Source organism: Pseudosulfitobacter koreensis (assembly GCF_024733015.1).
Classification (GTDB): domain Bacteria; phylum Pseudomonadota; class Alphaproteobacteria; order Rhodobacterales; family Rhodobacteraceae; genus Pseudosulfitobacter; species Pseudosulfitobacter koreensis.
This window is the reverse complement of the sequence record NZ_JANKJG010000008.1, coordinates 143,842-157,659: the sequence shown is the minus strand read 5'-3', so window position 1 is coordinate 157,659 and position 13,818 is coordinate 143,842. Positions and strand designations below refer to the sequence as shown.

General features: G+C 62.6%; 14 protein-coding genes. 12 read left to right on the top strand and 2 right to left on the bottom strand.

Annotated elements, in window-relative coordinates:
- The first annotated feature begins 35 nt into the window (after positions 1–35).
- The 7 genes from NTA49_RS12180 (at position 36) to lpxB (ending at position 6,539) form a co-directional block, all read left to right on the top strand.
- Complete coding sequence (locus tag NTA49_RS12180) at positions 36–161, top strand: hypothetical protein (RefSeq protein ID WP_258295060.1); 126 nt, start codon at positions 36–38, stop codon at positions 159–161.
- 135 nt (positions 162–296) lie between these two features.
- Positions 297–2,654 (top strand): outer membrane protein assembly factor BamA, encoded by a 2,358-nt coding sequence (gene bamA, locus NTA49_RS12175; RefSeq protein WP_258295059.1) that lies wholly within the window; start codon positions 297–299, stop codon positions 2,652–2,654.
- Positions 2,655–2,662: 8 nt separating this feature from the next.
- A complete protein-coding gene (locus NTA49_RS12170; RefSeq protein WP_258295058.1) occupies positions 2,663–3,238 on the top strand; it encodes an OmpH family outer membrane protein in 576 nt (191 codons plus the stop codon).
- 80 nt (positions 3,239–3,318) lie between these two features.
- Positions 3,319–3,807, top strand: a complete 489-nt coding sequence (fabZ, locus tag NTA49_RS12165) for a 3-hydroxyacyl-ACP dehydratase FabZ (protein ID WP_258295057.1) — start codon at positions 3,319–3,321, stop codon at positions 3,805–3,807.
- On the top strand, positions 3,804–4,586 hold the full coding sequence (gene lpxA, locus NTA49_RS12160; RefSeq protein WP_258295056.1) for an acyl-ACP--UDP-N-acetylglucosamine O-acyltransferase: 783 nt from the start codon (positions 3,804–3,806) through the stop codon (positions 4,584–4,586). Before fabZ ends, lpxA begins: the two co-directional genes overlap by 4 nt.
- 4 nt (positions 4,587–4,590) lie before the next feature.
- A complete protein-coding gene (locus tag NTA49_RS12155) occupies positions 4,591–5,385 on the top strand; it encodes an LpxI family protein (protein ID WP_258295055.1) in 795 nt (264 codons plus the stop codon).
- Positions 5,385–6,539, top strand: a complete 1,155-nt coding sequence (gene lpxB, locus NTA49_RS12150) for a lipid-A-disaccharide synthase (RefSeq protein WP_258295054.1) — start codon at positions 5,385–5,387, stop codon at positions 6,537–6,539. The genes NTA49_RS12155 and lpxB overlap by 1 nt, the downstream gene beginning before the upstream one ends.
- 21 nt (positions 6,540–6,560) lie before the next feature.
- Here the strand turns inward: lpxB and mnmA are convergent, their stop codons facing one another.
- Positions 6,561–7,703, bottom strand: coding sequence for a tRNA 2-thiouridine(34) synthase MnmA (gene mnmA, locus NTA49_RS12145; protein ID WP_258295053.1), 1,143 nt, complete (start codon positions 7,701–7,703; stop codon positions 6,561–6,563).
- A gap of 124 nt (positions 7,704–7,827) precedes the next feature.
- On the opposite strand from mnmA, the gene sciP reads away from it, so the two are divergent.
- The 5 genes from sciP (at position 7,828) to NTA49_RS12120 (ending at position 13,555) form a co-directional block, all read left to right on the top strand.
- Positions 7,828–8,115 carry a CtrA inhibitor SciP gene (gene sciP, locus NTA49_RS12140; RefSeq protein WP_258295052.1) on the top strand — a complete coding sequence of 96 codons (288 nt, stop codon included), beginning with the start codon at positions 7,828–7,830 and terminating at the stop codon, positions 8,113–8,115.
- 124 nt (positions 8,116–8,239) lie between these two features.
- Positions 8,240–8,965, top strand: a complete 726-nt coding sequence (gene ctrA, locus NTA49_RS12135) for a response regulator transcription factor CtrA (RefSeq protein ID WP_258295051.1) — start codon at positions 8,240–8,242, stop codon at positions 8,963–8,965.
- 170 nt (positions 8,966–9,135) lie between these two features.
- Complete coding sequence (gene ligA, locus NTA49_RS12130; RefSeq protein ID WP_261368290.1) at positions 9,136–11,226, top strand: NAD-dependent DNA ligase LigA; 2,091 nt, start codon at positions 9,136–9,138, stop codon at positions 11,224–11,226.
- A complete protein-coding gene (gene recG, locus NTA49_RS12125) occupies positions 11,223–13,313 on the top strand; it encodes an ATP-dependent DNA helicase RecG (RefSeq protein ID WP_258295049.1) in 2,091 nt (696 codons plus the stop codon). The genes ligA and recG overlap by 4 nt, the downstream gene beginning before the upstream one ends.
- Positions 13,314–13,426: 113 nt before the next feature.
- A complete protein-coding gene (locus NTA49_RS12120) occupies positions 13,427–13,555 on the top strand; it encodes a hypothetical protein (RefSeq protein ID WP_258295048.1) in 129 nt (42 codons plus the stop codon).
- Between the two features lie 83 nt (positions 13,556–13,638).
- Here NTA49_RS12120 and NTA49_RS12115 read toward each other — a convergent pair whose 3' ends face one another.
- Complete coding sequence (locus NTA49_RS12115; RefSeq protein ID WP_258295047.1) at positions 13,639–13,800, bottom strand: hypothetical protein; 162 nt, start codon at positions 13,798–13,800, stop codon at positions 13,639–13,641.
- Positions 13,801–13,818: the final 18 nt, after the last annotated feature.

Sequence of the window (13,818 nt, the reverse complement as noted above, 5' to 3'; positions counted from 1 at the left end):
GCGTAGGCCAGATCGCGGACAAGGGGATATGGATTATGCAAACTCTTCATTCTGGGTACAAAGGCCTGAGCCTTCTGATGCTTTTGAACTGGGATCGCGCGCTTTATCTGGCGACGATCGCGGGGTCTTTGTGGCTGGGCGCCTTCATCGGCAGCCTGTAAGGGGCGGCCCTTGGGCCAAACGACATTACAACCTGTAACAGCTCGCCGTTCGCGGCGAGCTTTGTCGTTTTGACAAGGCTCTGCATCTTGGGTACTCAGAAGACCAATGGGTGTCTAAAAGAATGGGTCAAAACCATGAGACTGGGGTTAGAGGGCGGTGCTGCCAAGCGACATAGTCGTGTATCCATCGCCACGGGGCTTTTGCGAGCCTTCGTTTTTTTTGCAGCGATAGCAGCAACATATACAATTGGCACGACACAAGCGCAGGCACAGTCCTATCGCTTTGACAGTGTGGTCATCGAAGGCAACGCAAGGATCGGCCAGTCCGCCATCCTGAGCCAGGCCGGAATCGGACGCGGCCAGACATTGACGGCAGGACAGTTGAACGACGCCTACCAGCGGCTTTTGTCCAGCGGTCTGTTCGAGAGCGTCGAGATCAACCCACAAGGGAGCACCTTGCGGATCACCGTGGTGGAACTGCCGACCATCAACCGCATCAGTTTCGAGGGCAACCGCCGGATCAAGGACGACGCGTTGACCGCGTTGGTCAGCTCGTCCGAGCGCCGGGTGTTCAACCCCAGCCTTGCCGAAAAGGACGCCGCCGCCATCGCGGAGGCCTATTCCAACGATGGTCGTCTGGCCGCACGCGTCACGCCCCGCGTGATCAAGCGCCGCGACAACCGCGTCGATCTGGTGTTCGAGATCTTCGAAGGCGATGTGGTCGAGATCGAGCGTCTGAGCTTTGTCGGCAACCGCGTCTTTTCCGACCGCCGTTTGCGCCGCGTACTTGGCACCAAGCAGGCAGGCATTTTCCGTTCGCTGATCAAGGCCGACACATTCGTCGCTGACCGGATCGAGTTCGACAAGCAGATGCTGCGTGATTTCTACCTGTCGCGCGGCTATGTCGATTTCCGCATCAACTCGGTCAACGCCGAGCTGACGCGCGAACGCGACGGCTATTTCCTGGTGTTCAACGTGCAGGAAGGCCAACAGTTCAAGTTCGGCCAGATCACCACCGTCAGCGAAATGCCGGGCGTCGATGCCGACGCTTATCAGGCGGTGACGAAAATTCGTCCCGGCGTGGTCTATTCGCCCGCGCTGGTCGAGCAGGAAATCTCGCGCATGGAAGCGCTGGCGATCCGCAACACCGTCGATTTCATGCGGGTCGAGCCGCGCATCACCCGCAATGACCGCGATCTGACTCTGGACGTGGAATTTGTCATCAGCCGTGGCCCGCGCGTCTTTGTCGAGCGTATCGACATCGAAGGCAACACCACCACGCTGGACCGTGTTCTGCGCCGCCAGTTCCCGGTGGCCGAAGGCGACCCCTTCAACCCGCGCGAGATCCGTGAAAGCGCGGAACGCATCCGCGCGCTGGACTTCTTCGAGAGCGCCGAAGTCAACGCCCGCGAAGGCTCCAGCCCTGAGCAGGTCATCGTCGATGTCGATGTGGTCGAAAAGCCCACAGGCTCGCTGAGCTTTGGCGGTACGTTCTCGTCCGCGAACGGCTTCGGTCTGGCAGTGTCCTTTGTCGAGCGCAACTTTGTCGGTCGGGGCCAATCCCTTTCGCTGGAATTCTCGACAGCGGAAGAGGCCGAAGCTTATGGCCTGACGTTCCGCGAACCGGCCCTTCTGGGACGCGATCTGGCCTTCGGGCTCAAGCTGCAATACGGCTCGACCAACAGCAGCTTTACCTCCTACGACACCGAGCAGTACATCATTGAGCCCTCCTTGGGCTTTCCGGTCAGCGAAAATGGCCGTCTGCAGGTGCGCTATACCGCCGAAAGCATCGAGATGGAGGAGCGTACACCGCCCGAAAACGGTGCGATCATCACCAACGAGATTGCCGCGGGTGCGCAAATGCGGTCTTCGGTGGGCTATACCTACACCTATGACACCCGCCTGTCGGGTCTGGACCCGACGGCCGGCGTGTTGCTGCAGTTCGGTCAGGACTTTGCAGGGCTTGGCGGCGACAGCGAATTTATCCGCACCACCGCCAAGATCGTTGGTCAGAAACGTATCCTGAACGACGAGGTGACGCTGACTGCCACGCTGGAAGGTGGCGCGCTCAGCTGGCTTGGTGGCACGAACCGCGCGGTTGACCGCTTTATCCTCGGCCCAAGCATTCTGCGCGGGTTCGAGCCGGGCGGCATCGGTCCGCGCGACCAAAGCGGTGGGTTCGACAACGCGCTTGGCGGCAACCTCTATCTTGCGGCGCGTTTCGAGGCGGAATTCCCGCTGGGTTTGCCGGAAGAATACGGCATCCGCGGCGCGGTCTTCTACGACGTTGGCAACCTGTGGGATCTCAGCGATGTGGATCTGAGCGGGGGCAATGTCGTCGGCGAAGACGGCTCTTTCCGCCACGTGATCGGTGTCTCGATCCTGTGGGACACGCCGGTCGGACCTTTGCGTTTCAACTTTACCGACGCGATCAAGAAGGAATCCTTTGACCGCGAGCAAAGCTTTGACCTGACCCTCTCGACCACGTTCTGAGGACCTTGATGCGACGTCTTTCGCGCATCTCTCTGACCCTGCTGGCATCGCTGCTGGCAGGGTCTTTTGTTGCCGCCCAGCAACAGCCCGGCCCACAGCAGCCGGGTCCACAACAGCGCGGTGTCGTACAATCGCCGATCCTGACCGTGGACACCGACAGGCTATACTCGCAAAGCGCCTTTGGCCTGCGTGTCGCGCGCGAGATCGAAGAACGTGGCGCGGCACTGGCCACCGAGAACCGCAGCATCGAGGCGGAGCTGGCCGCCGAGGAGCAGGAACTGACTGACAGGCGCAAGACGATGGAACCCGATGCATTCCGCGTTCTGGCCGACGCCTTCGACGAAAAGGTGCAACAGACGCGTCGCGCCCAGGAGGCCAAGGGGCGCGAGCTGTCACAGCTGCTGGAGAAAGAGCAGATTACCTTTCTGAACGCAGCGGCACCGGTGCTGGAAACGCTTATGCGCGAGTCCAACGCCGCGGTTATCCTTGAACGCAGCAACGTGTTTCTCAGCGCCAATGCCATCGACATCACCGAGGCCGCGATCACGCGGATCGACACGGCTCTGGGCGACGGGGCAGACTAGCCGCCGCATCCCGGCTTGCTTGCCCCGTCACACCGGGCTTGGTAGGTAACGGGCCTGATACACCATAGAAAGAACAGCCTATGACATCCGAGCTTCTGAGTGCCGACATCCATCTGATCCAGCGCATCCTGCCGCACCGCTATCCGTTCCTTCTGGTGGACAAGGTGGTCGACATCGACGGCTATCAGACCGCGCGCGGCATCAAGAACGTGACGATGAACGAGCCGCACTTTCAAGGCCATTTTCCGGGCAAGCCGATCATGCCGGGTGTCACCATCGTCGAGGCGATGGCGCAGACCGCCGCCGTTATGGTCGGCACCGCGCTGAACATGGCAGACCGCAACATGCTGGTCTATTTCATGGCGATCGAAGGCTGCAAGTTCCGCCGCATGGTCATTCCGGGTGATGTTCTGGAACTGAAGCTGCAAACGGTGCGCGGCAAGCCCGGCGGCAAGGTCTGGAAATTCTCGGGCGTGGCCGAAGTCGACGGCGAGATGGCCTGCGAAGCGTCCTTCACCGCTATGATGGATCTGCCGAAAGATGTGGTGGCCAAGGACGCCGAGGCATGAGCGGCATCCACCCCTCTGCCGTGATCGAGGACGGCGCGCAGATCGACCCCAGCGCCACGGTCGGCCCCTTCTGCCTGATCGGTCCCGAGGTCGTTCTGGGCCCCGATGTCGAACTGAAAAGCCACGTGGTCGTGACCGGGCGCACCACGGTGGGCGAAGGCACGGTGATCTTTTCCTTCGCGGTGATCGGCGAAATTCCGCAGGATCTGAAGTTCAAGGGGGAAACCTCTGCCCTGGAAATCGGCAAGCGCAACCGTATCCGTGAACACGTCACGATGAACGGCGGCACCGAGGGTGGCGGCGGCGTAACGCGCGTGGGCGACGACGGGCTGTTCATGGCAGGCTGCCACATCGCCCATGACGCGCGTGTCGGCAACCGTGTGATCGTGGTCAACAGCGCCGCCGTCGCAGGGCATTGCGTGCTGGAAGATGACGTGATCATCGGCGGTCTTGCGGGCATCCACCAGTTCGTACGCATCGGGCAGGGCGCGATCATCGGCGCTGTCACGATGGTGACCAACGACGTCATCCCCTACGGTCTGGTACAGGCACCGCGCGGCGATCTGGACGGGCTCAACCTGGTCGGGCTGAAACGTCGGGGCGTGAAACGCGCCGATATCACCGCGCTGCGTGCCGCGTTCCAGATGCTGGCACAAGGCGAGGGCACGTTCCACGACCGCGCCGAACGTCTGGGGATGGAAACCGAAAGCGATTACGTCAAACAGATCGTCGATTTCATCCTCGGCGAATCCGACCGCTCGTTCCTGACGCCGAAGTAAGACCATGACGCTGGCGTTGATCGCGGGAACCGGGCAGATGCCCAAGGTGGTGGCAGAGGCGCAGGAGATCCCGCCGCTGGTCTGCATGCTTGAGGGCAACGCGCCGGACGGGCTGGTGCCGGACGTGACATTCCGTCTGGAAACGCTGGGCTCTCTGCTGGTCGATCTGGGCACGCGCGGCGTGACGGATGTGTGTTTTGTCGGCGGGATCGCGCGGCCTGAACTGGACCCAGGTGCGCTCGACGCCGAGACAGCGCCGCTGGTGCCGCTGTTCCAGCAGGCGCTGAAGCAGGGCGATGACGGCGCGCTGCGCATCGTGCTGGATATTTTCGAAAAGACCGGATTTGCCGTCCGCGGGGTCGAAGATCTGGTGCCCGCGCTGTTGGCCGAGGGGGGCGTTTATTCCCAAGCCTGGCCAGACGCACAGATGCGTCGCGATGCCGAAGTCGGAGCCGAGCATATCGCACTGGAGGGCGCGCGCGACATCGGGCAGGCCTGTGTCGTGGCCGGGGGCCGCGTGATCGGGATGGAAGACGCCGCAGGCACCGATGCGCTGATTGCGCGGATGGCCGACAGATCGAACGACGCCCGTGCAATCCTGTTCAAGGCCCCCAAACCGGGTCAGGAACGCCGCATCGACCTGCCCACCATCGGCCCCGACACCGTGGAAGCCGCCGCCAAGGCCGGTTTCGCCGGTATCGTCATCGACGCGGGCGACGTGCTGGTGCTGAACCGCGCACAGTGCGTTGAACTGGCCGACAGGCACGGGCTGGTCCTGTGGGCGCGGACGGGCGACTGATGCGGGTGTTCATCATCGCGGGCGAGCCATCGGGCGACAAGCTGGGCGGCGCGCTGATGGCGGGGCTTAAGACCCTGGTGCCGGACGTCACGTTCGACGGCATCGGCGGGGACGAGATGCAGGCCCAGGGCCTGACAAGCCGTTTTGACATGTCCGAGCTCAGCATCATGGGCATCATGGAGGTGCTGCCCAAGTATCGCCACCTGAAACGCCGCATCGCCCAGACCGCGCAGGCGGTTACCGATACGGCACCGGATGTGATGATCACCATCGACAGCCCCGATTTCTGCCTGCGCGTCGCACGTCTGGTCAAGGCGTCTGGCACCACCCGCACCGTGCATTACGTCGCCCCGACGGTATGGGCATGGCGGCCCAAGCGCGCCGTTCACATGGCGCAGGTGATCGACCACGTGCTGGCCCTGTTCCCGTTCGAGCCGCCCTATATGCAGGCTGCCGGGATGGACTGCGACTTTGTCGGGCACCCGGTGGTGTCCGAACCGCAGCCCACCGCCGAAGAGGTCGCGCGCTTTCGTGTGCAATACGGGATGGAGGCGGCCGATCCGCTGCTGCTGGTCCTGCCCGGATCGCGCCGGGGCGAGGTCGCGCGTCTGGCCCCGCGTCTGGGGGCCGCGTTAAAGCCGGTACTGCAAGCACACCCCAAGCTGCGCGTGGTGGTGCCCGCCGCGGCCCCCGTGGCGGGGATGGTGATCGACGCGGTGGCGGGCTGGCCGCTGGTGCCCAAGGTGCTGGACCCGCGCGGGCTGGACGTGGAAACGGCAGCTTCCGCCAAACGCGTGGCCTTTGCCGCGGCGGACGCGGCGCTGGCCGCATCGGGCACCGTGGCGCTGGAACTGGCGGCGGCAGACACGCCGATGGTCAGCGCCTATGACATGAACTGGCTCAGCCGCCGCATCGTGCAGCGGATGATGCAGATAGATACCGCCAATTTGATCAATATCGTTTCTGAAACCCGCACTGTCCCTGAGTTCATCGGGGCAAACTGCCGGTCCGATCTGATCGCAAGGGGAGTGCTGGACCTGCTCAATGACCTCGAGCCCCAGCGCGCGGCGATGCAGACCACGATGGATTTGCTGGGCCGCCAGGGCGAAGACCCCGGTTTGCGCGCCGCGCGGGCAGTGCTCGCGCGGCTCTGAGGGGCTGTTCAGGCCTCTTGATCAGCCCTTGTGTATCCACCCGCCGCCAAAGATGCGGCTGCTGTCACGGTCATAGAACACGCAGGCCTGGCCGGGGCTGACGCCCTCTTCGGGCAGGGTCAGCTCGACTGTTGCCTCGGTGTCCGAAATCGGGCGCAGGATCGCGTCGGTCGGTGGCCGGGTCGAACGCACGCGCACCGCAATCGGCCATGCGCTGCGTGACATCATCGGCTCATCCCCCAGCCAGTTGATCTCGCGCACCGGCACCGTACGGGTCGCCAGCATCTCTTTCGGGCCGACCACGACACGCGCGGTATCGGCGTCCAGCTTGACCACATAAAGCGGATCGGCAAGCCCGCCGATGCCCAGACCGCGCCGCTGCCCGATGGTGTAGTTGATCACGCCGTCGTGGCTGCCCAGTACCTTGCCGTCCATATCCACGATCTCGCCCGGAGCCGCAGCTTCGGGTCGCAACTTGCGGATTACGCTGGCATAATCTCCATTGGGCACAAAACAGATGTCCTGGCTGTCAGGCTTGTCCGCTACGCTTAGCCCGTATTTCGCGGCCAGCGCGCGGGTCGCGTCCTTGGACGGCAGATGGCCCAGCGGAAAGCGCAGATAGTCCAGTTGCTGCGCAGTGGTCGAGAACAGGAAATAGCTTTGGTCGCGCGCAGCATCGGTGGCGCAGTGCAGTTCGGCACCGCCATCGCCCATCTTGCGCTGGATGTAGTGGCCCGTGGCCATGCAGTCGGCTTCCAGATCCTTGGCGGTTTCCAGCAGGTCCTTGAACTTGACCCGCTCGTTGCAGCGGATGCAGGGCACGGGTGTCGCCCCGCCCAGATAGCTGTCGGCGAATTCGTCGATCACCGCGTCCTTGAACACGTTTTCATAGTCCAGAACGTAGTGCGGAAAGCCCATTTCTTCGGCCACGCGGCGGGCATCGTGAATGTCGCGTCCGGCGCAGCAGGCACCCTTCTTGGCCAATGCGGCCCCGTGATCGTATAGCTGCAATGTGACGCCGACCACGTCATAGCCTTCTTCGGCCAGCTGTGCGGCCACGACCGAACTGTCGACGCCCCCCGACATGGCAACGACGACTCGGGTGTCGGCGGGCGATTTGGCAAAACCCAGCGAATTGAGCGGGTGTGCAGTATCAAGTGGCATGACAAACTCCGGGAAGGTCAGGCAATATATAGGAAAATCCTAATTACTCTCAAGGGGCGGTTTCATCCGGCCTTAAGATCGAAACGCTCAGGGTTGCCCAGATAAGGCGCAACACGAGACAGTCATGTATCTGAAAAAAGTCGACGGTCCAAGGGCGGTCACACTGCTGGACGGATCTGTGATGACACAGGCCGACCTGCCCGAACCCGGAACGCGGCGCTGGGTGGCATCGCGCAAGGCTGCAGTGGTGCGCGGGGTGCTTTATGGTCTGATAAGCCAGGGGGCGGCGCTGGAACGCTATGGCATCAGCGCCGAAGAGTTCGAGAATTGGGTTCGCGCAGTCAGTCTGCACGGCGAAGAAGCGTTAAAAGCAACCGCGTTGCAGCGGTTCCGATGCGCCAAACCGGAATAAATGTAAAATTCTTGGTGACAACCAGAAGTTGACGCCCGTAAACTTGCAGTTGGTAACCGCTGATTAACCTTTTTTCTACAGGGTGAGGAAACTGCCTCATTATTGACGTGATCTGGAGAGTTTTATGCGCGTTCTGCTTGTTGAAGATGATCCCACGACTTCCAAGAGCATCGAGTTGATGCTGACCCATGCCAACCTGAACGTCTATGCGACGGATCTGGGCGAAGAGGGGATAGATCTGGCCAAGCTGTATGATTACGATCTTATCCTGCTGGATCTGGACCTGCCCGACATGAACGGCCACGATGTGTTGCGGCAATTGCGGCTGGCGCGCATCGAAACGCCGATCCTGATCCTGTCGGGGTCGGACGACACCGAAAACAAGATCAGGGGGTTCGGGTTCGGCGCAGACGATTATCTGACCAAACCCTTCCACCGCGAGGAACTGGTCGCGCGCGTCCACGCCATCATCCGCCGGTCCAAGGGACATTCGCAATCGGTGATCGAAACCGGGCTTATTTCCGTGAATCTGGACGCCAAGACCGTCAGCGTGGATAACAAGTCGGTGCATCTGACGGGCAAGGAATATCAGATGCTGGAACTTCTGAGCCTGCGCAAGGGCACCACCCTGACCAAGGAGATGTTTCTGAACCACCTTTACGGTGGCATGGACGAGCCCGAGTTGAAGATCATCGACGTGTTCATCTGCAAGCTGCGCAAGAAACTCAGCACGGCGACGGGCGGGCAGAACTATATCGAAACCGTCTGGGGCCGAGGTTATGTCCTGTGCGATCCTGAACCGGGCGTGCTGGGCGGGACAAGCGGTCAGCGGCTGGCAATCGGCGCCTGATCCTCTGCCTGCATCCTCGAGGGGAAGGGTGCGGACCTCAAAGACCACCACTCACGCTGAAAAAACCGACCGGAATGAACTGGACCTGCCCCCGTCACGCTTCTATCTCTAGGGCGCGACATCACGAACAGGCGGGTCCCCACGTGTCCGACACCATCATCATCGCCGACATGACCAAGGAGCAGGCGCGCGCCGAACTGGCCCGTCTGGCCGACCTGCTGAACACGGCGAACCACGCCTATCACACCGAAGATGCCCCGCAGATCAGTGATGCCGACTATGATGCGCTGAAACGGCGCAACACCGAAATCGAGGCGCGTTTTCCCGAGCTGAAACGCGACGACAGCCCCAGCGATCAGGTGGGGGCCGCGCCTGCCGAGGGATTCTCGAAACTGCGGCATGCGGTGTCGATGCTGTCCTTGTCGAATGCCTTTGACGCGGAAGACGTGGAAGATTTCGATGCGCGCGTGCGCAAATACCTGGGTCTTGGCACTGATCCGCTGCGCTACACTGCCGAACCCAAGATCGACGGGTTGTCCCTGTCTTTGCGCTATGAAGACGGCGAACTGGTCTCTGCGGCCACCCGTGGCGACGGGCAGGTTGGCGAAAACGTCACCGCGAATGCCCGGACCATCGACGATATCCCGCAAAGCGTAAAAGGCGCCCCCGCCGTGCTGGAAGTGCGCGGCGAAGTCTACATGAGCCACGAAGATTTTAAGGCCCTGAACACCCGCCAGACCGCGCGCGGCGGCAAGACATTCGCCAACCCGCGCAATGCCGCCGCCGGATCGCTGCGCCAGCTTGATGCGTCGATCACCCGTGCGCGCCCGCTCAGGTTCTTTGCCTACACCTGGGGCGAGATTTCCGAGCCGCTGGCCGACACCCAGATGGCCGCCATTGCGCGGCTGGCGAAGATGGGGTTTCAGACCAATCCGCTGACAGCGCTTTGCGACGTACCCGCCGACATGCTGGCCCATTATGCAAAGATCGAACAGATGCGCAGCCAGCTTGGCTATGACATCGACGGCGTGGTCTACAAGGTCGATGATCTGGCCCTGCAGGGCCGCCTGGGATTCCGCTCGACCACGCCACGCTGGGCCACCGCTCATAAATTTCCTGCCGAATTGGCCTGGACCCGGCTGGAGGCGATCGACATTCAGGTGGGCCGCACCGGCTCGCTGAGCCCCGTGGCGCGGCTGGCCCCGGTGACGGTGGGCGGGGTGGTCGTGTCGAACGCCACACTGCACAACGAGGATTACATCGCGGGCCGCGATTCCAAGGGCGGCGAGATTCGCGCCGGCAAGGACATCCGCATCGGCGACTGGGTGGAGGTCTACCGCGCGGGCGACGTGATCCCGAAAGTGGCGGACGTCGATCTGACCAAACGTTCCGACACATCCGAGCCCTATGTTTTTCCCAAAACCTGCCCGCAATGTGGCAGCGACGCCATCCGCGAACCGGGCGATGCGGTACGGCGCTGCTCTGGCGGGCTGATCTGTCCGGCACAAGCTGTGGAAAAATTGAAACACTTCGTGTCACGCAGCGCCTTCGACATCGACGGACTGGGTGCAAAACAGGTCGAGCAATTCCACGCTGACGGCTGGATTTCCGAGCCTGCCGACATCTTCACGCTGCGTGACCGCTATGGCACGGGCCTGCAACAGCTTAAAAATCGCGAGGGCTGGGGCGAAAAATCGGCCACCAACCTCTTTGATGCCATCGACGCGCGCCGTGATATCGAACTGGCGCGGCTGATTTTTGGCCTGGGCATCCGCCATGTGGGCGAGGCGGCGTCGAACCTGCTGGCGCTGCACTACGGCAGTTGGGAGGCCTTCGCCGATGCGATGGACGCCGCCGCCGACCCCGCAAGCGAGGCCTGGGGCGATCTGACCGGCATCGACGGCGTGGGCGCTGTCATGGCCGGATCGTTGACCGCGGCCTTTGCCCAAGACACCGAGCGCGCCGCCATCGACCGGCTGGTTGCGCACCTGCGCGTGCAGACCGCCGAACGCCCCGACACTTCGGGCAGCCCGGTGGCAGGCAAAATCGTGGTGTTCACCGGCACGCTCGAAAGAATGACCCGTGCCGAGGCCAAGGCGCGGGCAGAAAGCCTGGGCGCGAAAGTTTCGGGGTCCGTCAGCGCAAAGACCGACATTTTGGTGGCGGGTCCGGGCGCAGGCTCCAAGGCCAAGAAAGCGGGCGAACTCGGCATCGAAACACTGGATGAAGACGGCTGGCTGGCGCTGATCGAGGGCGCATGAGCGGCCGTCCCGAACGGCTTTTTCCGCTTTTTGCCGAGACGCAGACGCTGGAAGGGGTCGGCCCGAAAACTGCGGAACTTCTGGGCCAGGTCGGCATCACCACGCCGCGCGATCTGCTGTTTACCCTGCCGCACACCGGCATCGACCGCACCCCGCGCGCAACGCTGAAAGACGCGCTGCTGCCCGGAACATATACGGTGATCGTCACCGTGGGCCGCCATCAGCCGCCGCGCAATCGGGGCGGAGCCTACCGGATCACGGTCGAGGACGCGGAGACCGCCTTTCAGATCGTGTTCTTTCGCGGGCGCGCCGATTTCCTGACGAAACAACTGCCTGAAGGGGGGCGGCGCGTGGTCTCGGGCAAGGTCGAGATGTTCGACGGCATGGCGCAAATGCTGCATCCCGAACACATCCTGCCCGAAGTCCAAGCGAGCGAGATCCCCGCGTTCGAGCCGGTCTATCCGCTGACCGCCGGCGTCACACAAAAGGTGATGTGGAAGGCGACGCGCGGCGCGCTGACCCGTGTGCCGCAGATGGACGAATGGATTGACCCCGGACAGATGAAACACGCGGGTTGGCCGGGGTTTGCAGACGCCGTGGCACAGGCTCACGCGCCGCAATCCCTGCGCGATATCGCGATCACGGCACCCGCGCGCGAACGACTGGCCTATGACGAATTGATGGCCCATCAGATCACGCTGGCGCTGGCCCGTGCCGTCGAACGGCGCAAGCCGGGGCGCGCCAGCATCGCCACGGGTGCGTTACAGCGCAAGGTTCTGGCGGCGCTGCCCTACCGGCCGACGGACGCGCAGGAGCGCGCGATTGCGCAGATAACCGACGACATGGCGCAGCCGCAGCGGATGAACCGGCTGTTGCAGGGCGACGTGGGCGCGGGCAAGACGCTGGTGGCGTTCATGGCGCTTTTGGTCGCGGTCGAGGCGGGCGGGCAGGGTGTGATGATGGCGCCGACAGAAATCCTTGCGCGTCAACACCTTGAGGGGCTGCAACCCCTGGCAGAAGACGCGGGCGTGGTGCTGGAACTGCTGACAGGCCGCGACAAGGGGGCCGAGCGGCGCGCCAAGCTGGCCGCTTTGGCGGACGGACGCATTCGCATTCTGGTCGGCACCCATGCGGTGTTTCAGGACGACGTGGTGTTTCACGATCTGCGGCTGGCGATTGTCGATGAACAGCATCGCTTTGGCGTGCGGCAGCGTATGGCGCTGGGGACAAAAGGCGCGCAGGCGGATGTGCTGGTGATGACCGCCACCCCGATCCCCCGGTCGCTGTCGCTGGCGCAATATGGCGATATGGACGTGTCGGTGCTGGACGAAAAGCCGCCCGGTCGCAAGCCGATCCGCACCGCACTGGTCAGCACCGGACGCATGGACGAGGTGATCGACCGTCTGCGCGCGGCAATTGCCAAGGGGCAGCAATGCTATTGGGTCTGTCCGCTGGTCGAGGAGAGCGAGGTGGTTGATCTGACTTCGGCAGGCGAGCGGTTCAAGAGATTGCGCGCCGCCTTGGGCGAAGGGGTGGTCGGGTTGGTGCATGGCCAGATGCCGCCTGCGGAGAAAGACGCGGCGATGGCAGCGTTTCAGGCAGGCGAGACGTCGGTGCTGGTGGCCACCACGGTGATCGAAGTGGGCGTGAACGTGCCGAATGCCACGATCATGGTGATTGAGCGCGCCGAGATTTTCGGGCTGGCTCAGCTGCACCAGTTGCGCGGACGTGTCGGGCGGGGCGAGGCGGCGTCGACCTGCCTGCTGATGTATCAGGCACCGCTGAGCGAGACAGGGCAAAAGCGGCTGGAGGTTCTGCGCGAGACCGAAGACGGCTTTGTAATCGCAGAGACCGATTTGCAGATGCGCGGGGCCGGTGATGTGATCGGCACGGCACAATCCGGGCTGCCGCGCTTCGCCGTGGCTGATCTGGAGCGTCAGGCCGGATTGATGGCCATCGCGCAAAGCGATGCACGCAAGCTGTTGGCAGACGATCCCAAGCTGACGACGCCACGCGGACAGGCGGCACGTCTGTTGCTTTGGCTTATGCGGCAGGACGAGGCCATTCGTTTGATTTCAGTGGGTTAACCTGTGCACCCCTTCGTGATGTTCCTGTAAGTTCACAAATGTTCCCATAAAGTTCTTTACAAAGCGTTAAGGATGTGAGAACAAAGGAGCAACAAGGAACGGGAGATGCCAAGATGACCACCATGCGCATGATCAAATCCATTGCCACCCGCGCGGAAAGCACGTTGCTGCAAGATGCAGTGGGCGCTGCGGCTTTGATGGTGATGCTGCTTGTCGGATTGCACCTGCCTGCCTTTGTCTGATTTTCTGCCTGCGATTTTTCGTGCCGACTGTCTGGCGTGTCCGTCCCAAATAGACACGTTTTAACGGGATTGCCTGTCCCACGTTAACCAAGGTCCGCCTTGGCCAGATCGTCCGGGTCCCACACGATGACCGCGTCCCTTGCGCCGCCATTCCATACCGGAATGTGCGGCGTTTTTTTGAACGCTGCAGATCGGAACGCATAGGCCAGCCACTGCGCACGGCTGGCGCGCCTGACTTGGCTCACGCAGATTGGTTCACAGTT

Bases quoted from the DNA above. Each gene is read 5' to 3' on its own strand.
- NTA49_RS12180 (WP_258295060.1), top strand. From the start codon at position 36: ATGCAAACTCTTCATTCTGGGTACAAAGGCCTGAGCCTTCTGATGCTT.
- bamA (WP_258295059.1), top strand. From the start codon at position 297: ATGAGACTGGGGTTAGAGGGCGGTGCTGCCAAGCGACATAGTCGTGTA.
- NTA49_RS12170 (WP_258295058.1), top strand. From the start codon at position 2,663: ATGCGACGTCTTTCGCGCATCTCTCTGACCCTGCTGGCATCGCTGCTG.
- fabZ (WP_258295057.1), top strand. From the start codon at position 3,319: ATGACATCCGAGCTTCTGAGTGCCGACATCCATCTGATCCAGCGCATC.
- lpxA (WP_258295056.1), top strand. From the start codon at position 3,804: ATGAGCGGCATCCACCCCTCTGCCGTGATCGAGGACGGCGCGCAGATC.
- NTA49_RS12155 (WP_258295055.1), top strand. From the start codon at position 4,591: ATGACGCTGGCGTTGATCGCGGGAACCGGGCAGATGCCCAAGGTGGTG.
- lpxB (WP_258295054.1), top strand. From the start codon at position 5,385: ATGCGGGTGTTCATCATCGCGGGCGAGCCATCGGGCGACAAGCTGGGC.
- mnmA (WP_258295053.1), bottom strand. From the start codon at position 7,703: ATGCCACTTGATACTGCACACCCGCTCAATTCGCTGGGTTTTGCCAAA.
- sciP (WP_258295052.1), top strand. From the start codon at position 7,828: ATGTATCTGAAAAAAGTCGACGGTCCAAGGGCGGTCACACTGCTGGAC.
- ctrA (WP_258295051.1), top strand. From the start codon at position 8,240: ATGCGCGTTCTGCTTGTTGAAGATGATCCCACGACTTCCAAGAGCATC.
- ligA (WP_261368290.1), top strand. From the start codon at position 9,136: ATGACCAAGGAGCAGGCGCGCGCCGAACTGGCCCGTCTGGCCGACCTG.
- recG (WP_258295049.1), top strand. From the start codon at position 11,223: ATGAGCGGCCGTCCCGAACGGCTTTTTCCGCTTTTTGCCGAGACGCAG.
- NTA49_RS12120 (WP_258295048.1), top strand. From the start codon at position 13,427: ATGACCACCATGCGCATGATCAAATCCATTGCCACCCGCGCGGAAAGC.